Annotated in this window: 10 protein-coding genes and 1 pseudogene; 3 read left to right on the top strand and 8 right to left on the bottom strand. The window is 66.1% G+C overall.

Going from position 1 to position 9,527, the window contains the following annotated elements; genetic code table 11:
• A partial coding sequence (locus tag AB0M20_RS13210) for an HAD family hydrolase (protein ID WP_364297650.1) occupies positions 1-999 on the top strand: 999 nt, incomplete at its 5' end.
• Here the strand turns inward: AB0M20_RS13210 and AB0M20_RS13205 are convergent.
• The gene (locus AB0M20_RS13205; protein ID WP_364297648.1) at positions 917-1,903 is read right to left on the bottom strand and encodes a methyltransferase, FxLD system; all 987 of its coding nucleotides are present in this window, start codon (positions 1,901-1,903) and stop codon (positions 917-919) included. The genes AB0M20_RS13210 and AB0M20_RS13205 overlap by 83 nt on opposite strands.
• 9 nt (positions 1,904-1,912) lie before the next feature.
• On the opposite strand from AB0M20_RS13205, the gene AB0M20_RS13200 reads away from it, so the two are divergent.
• Positions 1,913-2,122 (top strand): hypothetical protein, encoded by a 210-nt coding sequence (locus AB0M20_RS13200; RefSeq protein ID WP_364297646.1) that lies wholly within the window; start codon positions 1,913-1,915, stop codon positions 2,120-2,122.
• Positions 2,123-2,526: 404 nt separating this feature from the next.
• Positions 2,527-3,294: an SDR family oxidoreductase gene (locus AB0M20_RS13195; protein WP_364297644.1), complete on the top strand. Its 768-nt coding sequence runs from the start codon at positions 2,527-2,529 to the stop codon at positions 3,292-3,294.
• 27 nt (positions 3,295-3,321) lie between these two features.
• Here the strand turns inward: AB0M20_RS13195 and glpX are convergent, their stop codons facing one another.
• The 7 genes and pseudogenes from glpX to AB0M20_RS13160 all read right to left on the bottom strand — a co-directional run.
• Positions 3,322-4,296: a class II fructose-bisphosphatase gene (glpX, locus tag AB0M20_RS13190; protein WP_364297642.1), complete on the bottom strand. Its 975-nt coding sequence runs from the start codon at positions 4,294-4,296 to the stop codon at positions 3,322-3,324.
• 170 nt (positions 4,297-4,466) lie between these two features.
• Positions 4,467-4,649, bottom strand: coding sequence for a hypothetical protein (locus AB0M20_RS13185; RefSeq protein WP_364297640.1), 183 nt, complete (start codon positions 4,647-4,649; stop codon positions 4,467-4,469).
• Between the two features lie 73 nt (positions 4,650-4,722).
• Positions 4,723-4,941: a hypothetical protein gene (locus tag AB0M20_RS13180; RefSeq protein ID WP_364297638.1), complete on the bottom strand. Its 219-nt coding sequence runs from the start codon at positions 4,939-4,941 to the stop codon at positions 4,723-4,725.
• A 743-nt stretch (positions 4,942-5,684) separates the two neighbouring features.
• Entirely contained in the window at positions 5,685-6,779 is a 1,095-nt protein-coding gene (locus AB0M20_RS13175) for a hypothetical protein (protein WP_364297636.1), read from the bottom strand.
• Positions 6,780-6,965: 186 nt separating this feature from the next.
• Positions 6,966-7,568: pseudogene (locus tag AB0M20_RS13170) on the bottom strand (IS3 family transposase); the annotation flags it as partial.
• A gap of 209 nt (positions 7,569-7,777) precedes the next feature.
• Positions 7,778-8,509, bottom strand: a complete 732-nt coding sequence (locus AB0M20_RS13165; protein WP_364297634.1) for a hypothetical protein — start codon at positions 8,507-8,509, stop codon at positions 7,778-7,780.
• Positions 8,510-8,913: 404 nt separating this feature from the next.
• Positions 8,914-9,527: hypothetical protein (locus tag AB0M20_RS13160; RefSeq protein WP_364297632.1), on the bottom strand; the 614-nt coding region annotated here is incomplete at its 5' end.

Here is a 9,527-nt window from a genome sequence, read left to right as displayed (position 1 = left end):
GCAGCTCACGCAGCGGATCGTCGGCTGATCCCCATGACCGGACAAGTGTTGCCCGATTGGTTGCCCGGCGCTGCCCGGCAATCGATCATCGAGTTTGTCGAGGGATCAGCTCAGCTGCCGGTCGAGGAACGGGTGGCCGTCTTCGACAACGACGGCACCCTGTGGTGCGAGAAGCCGATGCCGATCCAACTCGACTTCATCAACCGGCGGCTGGCCGAGATGGTGGCCGCGGAACCGGGGCTTCGCGAGCGGCAGCCGTGGAAGGCCGTCGCCGAACGCGACCTCGCCTGGTTCAGAGCGCTCATGGCTCAGCATTACGCGGGTGATGACGCCAACGTCCGGTTGCTGCTCGCCGGCATCTTGGCTGCCTACGCGGACATCAGCGTCGAAGACTACGAGCAGCGGTCCGACGCGTTCCTGCGCTCGGCACGGCACCCGACGCTCGGCCGCACCTACCTGGACTGCGCGTATATCCCGATGGTCGAGCTGCTGGAGTACCTGTCGGCTAACGGCTTCACGAACTACATCGTCTCCGGCGGCGGCCGCGACTTCATGCGACCGGTCAGCCAGGACATGTATGGCATCCCTCGGGAGCGGGTCATCGGGAGCAGCAGCACCTTCACCTACGCCGGCAACGGAGAGGGCGGCGCCATCATGCGCAAGGCCGAGGCCGACTACCTCGACGACGGTCCGGAGAAGCCCGTACGCATCTGGAACCGGGTCGGTCGGCGCCCCTTGGTCGCGGCTGGGAACTCCAACGGCGACCTGCCGATGCTTGAGTTCACCCACCGCGCCGACCGGCCCACGCTGCGACTCCTCGTCTTGCACGACGACGCTGAGCGCGAGTTCGCCTACTCGGCCGGGGCCGAGCAGGCGCTCGAGCGTGCGCGGGCGGACGGATGGACGGTTGTCAGCGTCAAGAACGACTGGGCGGAGGTCTTCCCGGCCTCGGCCGTTCCCGCCACCGCCAGCGGACAGAGACCTGACAATGTCGGGTGACGCAGCGGTCTTGTTTGGTGAACGATCGGAGCAGGCGTTGCTCAGGGTGAGATGGCCCGGCTGGTGAGCGGGGCGGGGGTGGTGCGGTTGGCGATGCCGATGATGGCCAGACCGAGCCGTAGGCGCGCGCCCCGAGTTCGACCGCCGCTCCCCCGCTGTCGAGCGCGGGACGCACGACCAGGTAGGCCAGGCCAGCGTCGCGAACGACGCCGTACGAGAACCAGGAACTACGCTCGCCGGCAGCACCACCCCGTCCCCCGGGGGCGAGCCGGCAGAAGCCCGGCAGGAACCAGGCGAACCACAGATGCAGATCGGCGAAGGACTCCTCACGGCCGATGGTCGCCTGTGACCACGCCTCGGTGCGCTCGCTGGTGAGGAGCCCGTCGAGCAAATGCAGCGTGGTGGGAGGATCGGCGTCGAACCGCAGGTTTACGTTCCGACCGTTGGCATCGGCCAGAGCGTGGACGTGCTCGGCGTGCCGGCCGGCACCTTGCATGGGCACGAACCCGGCCACCTCGGTCGAGGTGCTGATCAAGCGGTGTCCGGTGCGGCGGAACCCGATCGTGCGGGTCACTCCGTTCATGATCAGCGGCAGGACCAGCGTGCCGTCCGGAACGAGCTGATTGAGCCAGGCCGGGGCTATGTCCCACGCTCCGACGGTCACGATGATCGCGTCGAACGGCCCTGCGTCCGGGACGCCGCCGTCGGCGACCACCGTGCGTACTCGATGGCAGTAACCCGCCTGTTCGAGCCGCATCTTGGCCCAGCTGATCACGTCCGGGTCGATGTCGACGCTGAGCACGTGGCCGGTCTCGCCGACCACTTCGGCGATCATGGCCGCGTTCAGGCCGCCGGACCTGATCTCGAGGACCGTCATGCCCGACTGCAGGGCTGCCTGTTCCAACCTGCCAGCTTGGATGTAGACGGCGGACACCGAGGTGAGGCCTCACCGAACCTTCCGGTGCTGAGCCCGGCCGGGCCCGGCACGTATCGCGTCCGTATCCACGCGCGCGGTCGCGACGCGCACTACGACCAGGTCGTCGACACCCCGGACGAGGAGTACCACCTCGTCTCGTGGCCGGCCCCGCCGACCGGCTCACTGATCGTCCGGGCGACCGACTGATGCGGGTACGGCATGCGCCTATCCGCGCTCACGACTCCGGCCGCAGCACCAGCGACCCCACCGCCCGCCCAAGACCACGAGCGCGCATCCCTCATGGAGAACCTCCGCCGTTCCGAGCGCTGACCGCCGGATCAAGACGCTGCTGCAGAGGTGGCCCATGTAGCAGGCGGGATGGCGATCGCGGTCGCCGGAAACGGTGACACGGTCTTCACCGGCGCGGGGGACGGCACCCTGCTGTTGCAGAGCATCAGTTTTCACGCCAATGCCTCGGTTTTCGTGCCGTCAACGTGACCGCCGTCGTGACGCGTGTGCGAAGCACTCGATCGGGCCGGGATCACAATGGTGGAAAGGTCGATCGCTACACAGGGCCGCGGGCCGGGCGACGCCGACGATGGGCAGGACAGATGGCACTTCCCAGTTTCCGACTCGATGGGCGTACCGCCCTTGTCACCGGCGCCGCCAGTGGCATCGGCCGGGCGATCGCCGTCGGGATCGCCGAGTCCGGCGCGAACGTCGCCTGCTTCGACTTGCCCGGCCCTGGTCTGGACGAGGTCTGCGCCGAGATTGAGGCAGTCGGCGTGAAAGCTTCGCCGATTGCCGGTGATGTCACCGACGCGGCCGGCCTCTCGGCGGCGGTGACCCGTACTCAGGCCGACCTGGGCGCACTCGATCTGGCAGTGAACAGTGCCGGCATCGCCAACGCGGCGCCCGCAGAGGAGATGACACTGGATCAGTGGCAGCGCGTGTTCGACATCAATGTCACCGGCGTCTTTCTGTCCTGCCAGGCCGAGGCGAAGGCCATGCTGGTCAACGGTGGCGGCTCGATCGTCAACATCGCCTCGATGTCCGGCACGATCGTCAATCGCGGGCTCCTGCAGGCCCATTACAACGCGAGCAAGGCGAGTGTCGTCCATCTCAGCCGCAGCCTTGCGATGGAGTGGTGCGGGCGCGGCGTCCGCGTGAACTCGATCAGCCCGGGCTACACCGCCACTCCCATGAACACCAGGCCTGAAGTCGCCGATCAAGTCCGCCAGTTCGAGGCGGACACCCCGCTCGGCCGGATGGCTACCGTCGACGAACTTGTCGGACCGGCAGTCTTCCTGCTCAGCGACGCGGCAAGCTTCTGCACCGGTGTCGATCTCATCGTCGACGGCGGCTTCACCTGCTGGTGATCACCGGCGTGGTCGTCGATCGACTGGTCAGGCCCTGGCGGCTGCGATTCTGCTGAGCCAATGGCGGCTCTCCACAGTTCGCATGGTGCCGCTGCGTGAGCGCATGACGATCGAGCGGGTCCGTGCGCCGGTGTCGGTGTAGCGGACACCCTGCAGCAGGTCGCCGTCGGTGATGCCGGTGGCGACGAAGACGGTGTTGTCCCCGGCGACGAGGTCCTCCGTGTGGAGAACTCGACCGAGGTCGTGCCCGGCGTCCAGAGCTTTTTGTCGTTCGGCTTCGTCGCGTGGGTGCAGCCGGGCCTGGATGGTGCCGCCGATCGCCTTGATCGCGCAAGCGGTGATGATCCCTTCCGGCGTGCCGCCGACACCCAGGAGGAGATCGACGGGGTAGTCGTCCAGCGCGGCGACGATGCCGCCGGCGACGTCGCCGTCGCTGAGAAGTTTGACGCGGGCGCCGGCCTGGCGGATCTCGCGCAGCAGCTCTTCGTGCCGGGGTCGTTTGAGTACGCAGACCGTCACGTCGCTCGGATCGCAGCCCTTGGCCCGGGCGACCGCCCGCACGTTGTCGCCCGCGGGTGCATCGATGTCGACCTGGCCGGCGGCGTCCGGGCCAGTCACCAGCTTGTCCATGTAGAACACCGCGCTCGGGTCGTACATGGTGCCGCGGTCGGAGAGGGCCAGGACGGCGATGGCGTTGGCGGTGCCATCGGCCAGCAGGGTGGTTCCGTCGACCGGGTCCACGGCTACGTCGTACTCGGGTCCGTTGCCGTTGCCGACCTGTTCGCCGTTGTAGAGCATGGGGGCTTGGTCCTTCTCGCCTTCGCCGATGACGACGACGCCGCGCATGGGCACGCCCGCGAGGACGTCTCGCATGGCGTCGACGGCGGCCTGATCACCACTCTCCTTGTCGCCGCGACCTGCCCATCGGCCGGCCGCCATGGCGGCGGCTTCGGTGACCCGCATGAGGTCAAGTCCGAGGTTGTGGTCGGGTAGCTGATACATGGTCGGCCTCCGGGATGAGTGCGCGCGACGTCTCAGCCGGGGTGGTGGGGCGGCAAACCGATCGCGGACAGCACCCGGCGGGGCGTCACGCGGTCATGGTTCCGGCTTACCTGCAGGTCTCGCTACGCGACGTACCCACTGTGGGTAGGCCTATCCGTGCTGGCGAGCGATCAGTTGCTGGCGGGGTCGACGTGCACTTTGAGCGCCTCGGGCGAGGCTGCAACCGCGAGCGCTCGGGCGTAGGAGCTGAGGGAGAAGGTGTGGGTGACCAGGGGACGGATTGTCGCGTTCAGCTCGGTGATCTGTTCAACTGCGGCGGGATAGCAGTCGGCCAGGCTGGTCGGGGCCAGCACGGTGATCTCCTTCTCGAAGATCTCGAACGGGTGCAGCGCACGGTGGTGTCCGGGGCGGTCACGCCCATCTGAATCAGGTGCGGCGGACGGCTATCCGGTCCAGGGCGTCGGTGATGGCGGACGGGTGGCCGCTGGCCTCGACGATGATCTCAGCGCCGTGCGGCAGGTCCAGTCCCGCAGAGTCGACGGCGGCCGCGTCGGCGGCCAGGCGAAGCGCGGCATCGCGGCGGGCCGTGTGCGGTTCCACGATTTGGATGCGGCCGGCGCCGCGCTGGCGTGCGGCAGCGGCCATCAGTAAATGAGGTGACCACCTCAGTCATCCGGTTCCGGAATCGGTCAGCCAGCGGTGGGTCTCGGGCAAGTTCGCAGGAGACGCAGTCCTACCGTACCGAGCCACGATTCATGCGCGAAGATGGCCGCAACGGCCACAGTGCCGTGAATATTGAGGACAGCAAACCAGCCACGGATTGGGTGCCGCCGCCTGCGTGCCCTCAATCATGCCTGCTGAGGTTGGGCTCGCCGCCGGCAAACCGCGATGGAGCCATGCGGGCACTCAAACGCCAACTGTCCGACGTCGTCTACAAACGGATGGTGGCTGATGCGAAACTGCTCGAGACGGGCCCGGCAGGACACGTGGGGGCGACTCTGCAATCCAGCGCGCCGACCCAATCCCCATGGCCGGCACTTCGGACAAGTCACTTCCCGGACCCGCCACACCACAGCCTAAAACATCCCTCATGATCAACACTTGACATAGAGGGTGCCTACTTGTTCATTGATTCCGTCCACGGCGATTCCGTCCACGGCCAAAATAGCGGACACGCGCACGCATGAGCCTGCCTCCGGGCGGGCAGGGTCTCCGGCCGCCCTGTGACGCGATCAGGTCCTCCGGCGCTCCGCCCAGGATCCCGACGACGCCGGGATGTCAGCATTTGGTTCTGCTTGAGCGACCACGTCGTTTGTGCGGAGGCTTGCCACCCCAGGCTGATCAATTACCGAAGGACGCCGTGGAATGTGTCCTGGTTCGCCGTCGATTCACTGCTGTTGCGGTTCGATCTTCTCTGCGCCTACCGTCGGGGCTTTCCCGTTGATGCTGCTATGGAGTTCGGCCGCGGCCGTCCCATGTGGGTGGCCGGAGCTGCGCTTGCCGGGGATCTCAGTGAGCAGTTCCTCACCGCGACGGTCAACAAGTACGGTGACCGCGTGCTGCGCGACGCCGAACGCGATCGCGTATGCCAGGATCTGGCCCGGGCTGTCGAGGTCGGTCAGGCCGGGGATGAACTGTCCGTGGACCAGGACCAGACCCAGCAGGGCAGACAATGCTCCGAACGGCAGCTTCAGCATGGCTAGGGCCAGCGGCACGCTGTATGGCGTCGAGGTTCCCTGCATCTTGCGGACCGCCAGCACAGCGGCGAGGGCACCGCCGGCGGCGCCGAGGACTTCGATGACAAGCGAATCGCGGCCGAGTGGTGAGCTCCCGGTCGGGCACGCCTGGCCATTGTCGGTTTCGAAGCACAACCGGATCGCCTCCGGCCAGACGAAGCCCAAGACAGCGAGGCCGATTGCCAAACCCAGCACCGCGATTGAGACTCCGCTGATGATGTTGCGGAAACTCCGCAGCCGGGCGTACTGGGAGTCGGTGGCCGCGTAGCTCCACTCCAGCGCTTTCTCCAGGATCCAGCCGCGCTGTCGCTGGTCGGTCGTCCTGCGGTAATGGCTCTCCAATTCCCGGCGCCGTTCCGCCGTCACTGGCAGGGTCGCCCGCAGTCGGACCATTGCCGATCGCAGTTGACCATCTAGACGGTCGGCGGGAGCGTACTTCGCCAGCAGGACCTGAGCGGCGTGCAGGTTGACAAACGCGTGGTTGATCGCGCTTCCTCCCAGCCAGATACGCAGTCGAGAACCTCGCTGCGTTGCCGCCTTCGTTGCGGCCTTGAGGAGCTGGTCAACCTGCGCGAGCCCGGTGTCACAGGTCCGGCCATCACTCACCCGGTGGAGATCATCGCGGGCCAACGCGACCCGGCTCAGGACGACATGTTGCCAGTACGCACCACGCCACGAGCCGTCGTCAACCGCAACGTCGCGAGGGTCCAGGCCGGATGCCGGCTCCGTGTCGACTGTCAGTGTCATCTTCCGGTCCCTCCGTCGAGCTTCCGCTGCATAGAGACAATCCGGAGCGCAGCGAATACATGCGTTGACTCCCCGGCCAAAGAGAGCCGATCGGATCGATCTTGTCGGCTGCCAAACGGTCGTGCGATTGCCATGGCTGATCGCTGGTACGGCGACTGAGCTTCCCCCGCTTTGATGGAGCGGTGGTTACCTGCTCCCGGTCGGAGCAGGCGTGAGGTTATCTGGCTCGGTCTGGGCGTGCCAGGCGGTCTCGTGTTCGTCCGGGCTCAGGTTGCCGAGCTCGCGTTGGATGCGGCGTGTGTTGTACCAGGTGTCGATGTATTCGAAGATCGCGTTCTCGGCCTCGTCACGGGTCCGCCAGCTCGTGCGGTAGACCAGTTCGATCTTCAGGGTGGACCAGAAATTCTCCATCAAGGCGTTGTCATATGAGTCGCCGACCGAGCCCATCGATGGCAGGATTCCGTTGTCCCGCAAGTGTTCCGAGAAGCGGAACGACGTGTAGTTCGACCCGCGGTCGCTGTGATGAATCAGCTCGCCGTCGCGGACCCCGCGTGACCAGATTCCGTACTCGAGGGCGGCGAGGATCAGATCGGTGTCGCACCGGTTCGAGGTCTTCCAGCCCACGATCCGGCGGGAAACACGTCCCGGACAGCGGCCAGCCAGAACACCCCTCCCCGCACGGATCCGGGTGGCATCAGCGACCCAGAGCCGGTTCGGGCCGGCCGCGGTGAAGTCCCGGTTGACCAGATCCGGCGCCGGGGTGTGCCGCGGGTCCCGTTCAGACCGGACTCGCCGGCTGCGAAGCGACCTGCCGCCCTACCAACACCATGTGCCAGGACATGCGCGCATCCGTGACAGATGACCGGGTCGCCGCGGTCGGAGCCGGTGTCCGCTTAGCGCGCACGCGCAAGCGCACGCGGGCGCTGCACGCCTACGACCGGTCCTCGTGCGTTGTGGGCGATGGGGACCGAGGAACCACGGACAACCAGAACATTGTGCTATCGAGACATGCGGCGGTGTCCCAAGAGGGCACATGCGGCGATGCCGACGCCCCACGCCATGCTGAGTATCGACCAGGGAGGGCGGTATCCCCCGAGCGCGCCCGGCCATGCGAGGGAAACGAGCCCAAGGTACGCGGCGACGAGGCTGACACACACGCCGATGAAGCGGCGGCCACGGGGCCAGGCGGCTGCGATACACGCCAATGCTGCCAGGCCGAGCGCGCTGGCTCCCTGCACTGCGTAGTGATTGACGCCGATCGTGTTGTCTCCGGGAATGCCCGCCCGATTAGCCTCGTACATCCGCCAGGCGTAGATCGACCACGGCACGAGGCCGAGCGCCGCCACGAACGCGAGCGGACGCTGGACAACAAGCGGACCAAGGCGGACGCTTTCGCGTTCGGGAACGCCCAGGAACACCAGCGCCTCGGCTGCTAGGACCACGGCCAGAACCACGGCCGCCGCCTCCAAGGCGATTGCGGCGGACAACGCCAGGGCTCCGGCAACCACCAGCAGTTGAACGATCGCCGGCGCGGCACGCCGCGGATTTAGCGCGATGTAGATAAACGCTCCACCGACAAGAACGCTGAAGAGAAGCCCCCAACCGGCTTCGAGGACCACCGGCCAAGCCGGGTCCCAGGTTTCGGAGAGATCGATCAGCCCGAACCCGGGGAACACGAACCAAGTCAAAGCAAAAAGAAGAGCAAGTCCACGGAAGGCCGGGTTCCACACAGGTCCAGAATGCCCCGAGCCGGGCAAGTCCGGTAGTCCGATCGAGGAGTAGCACGCTTCGCACGTCGCTGGACTGCGCCCGACAAGCCGTTCGATACCTCGCGGCACAGAGCGACAGCAGGCGACGGGAAGATGCCTAAACACATTCGCCCGACCGCGCGCTTGGGGGGAACGTGCGAACGTATCTTATGGCGTCGTCGGCGCTAGATCGCAAGCGGCGGACCCGCCCCCCGCCTCCGCCGCCCTAACCGTCGAACGTGCCTTCAGAACCAGCCGCCCGCAGCTACCCCTTCACGCGGCAGCCGACGCCTGCGCTCCTTATCGGCGGCAGATCAGTACGCATCGCCGGCACTGAGGCCGCCCCTCGTTCGACCGCGGCAATAGATGCAGACAACCTCTCCTGGTTAGCGAACGAGAAAGGTCAAGTACTCAAAGCTCGTAGAGCCACTTTCCTGAATAGAGACGTCGATACGCAGGGCTCCCTTTTCGGCCTCGCCGGGGATTGTGATGGCCGCCTGGAACTTGCCTTCCTGGTCTGCTTGAGTTCGACCAATTTCAACGATCGACGGGTTGTAGGTTGTTCCAGCGCTTGTCGACGATGGCGGCGGAGATGAAGAATTAGACTTTGTAGGAATGGTAGAAGAGGAAGGCGCAGGCGATGCGGGCACTTCGGCAACCGACGCGGCTGACACCCTTACCACGACCACTGAGAACCGCTCTGCCCCTTCGCCTGACAGCACGGCTTGAGTACCGGCCGGGCCGCTGTCGGGCGACAGGGAAATCGAAATTTCACTGGATGATGAAAAGATAACGGTCATGATTGCAATGACCAAAGAAATGACGCCTGCAAGTGCGCCAGCTAAGGTCCAGAACTGCGACTTCAAGAAAACGTCTCGGCTGGTGGCTCTGCGATCTCTGAACTCGATGCGCGTGTCCAGGAGATGGTGCACGACATGCCGTTCGAGCTGCTCGGTTTCCGGTTGGCCGTCTGTCAAGACCTGCACGAGAAGCGAGTCCC

Source organism: Actinoplanes sp. NPDC051633 (genome assembly GCF_040681735.1).
Lineage (GTDB): Bacteria > Actinomycetota > Actinomycetes > Mycobacteriales > Micromonosporaceae > Actinoplanes.
The sequence above is the reverse complement of the archived record's forward strand: the minus strand, read 5'-3'. Positions and strand labels throughout refer to the sequence as shown.

Bases quoted from the DNA above. Each gene is read 5' to 3' on its own strand.
- AB0M20_RS13195 (WP_364297644.1), top strand. From the start codon at position 2,527: ATGGCACTTCCCAGTTTCCGACTCGATGGGCGTACCGCCCTTGTCACC.
- glpX (WP_364297642.1), bottom strand. From the start codon at position 4,296: ATGTATCAGCTACCCGACCACAACCTCGGACTTGACCTCATGCGGGTC.
- AB0M20_RS13180 (WP_364297638.1), bottom strand. From the start codon at position 4,941: ATGGCCGCTGCCGCACGCCAGCGCGGCGCCGGCCGCATCCAAATCGTG.
- AB0M20_RS13175 (WP_364297636.1), bottom strand. From the start codon at position 6,779: ATGACACTGACAGTCGACACGGAGCCGGCATCCGGCCTGGACCCTCGC.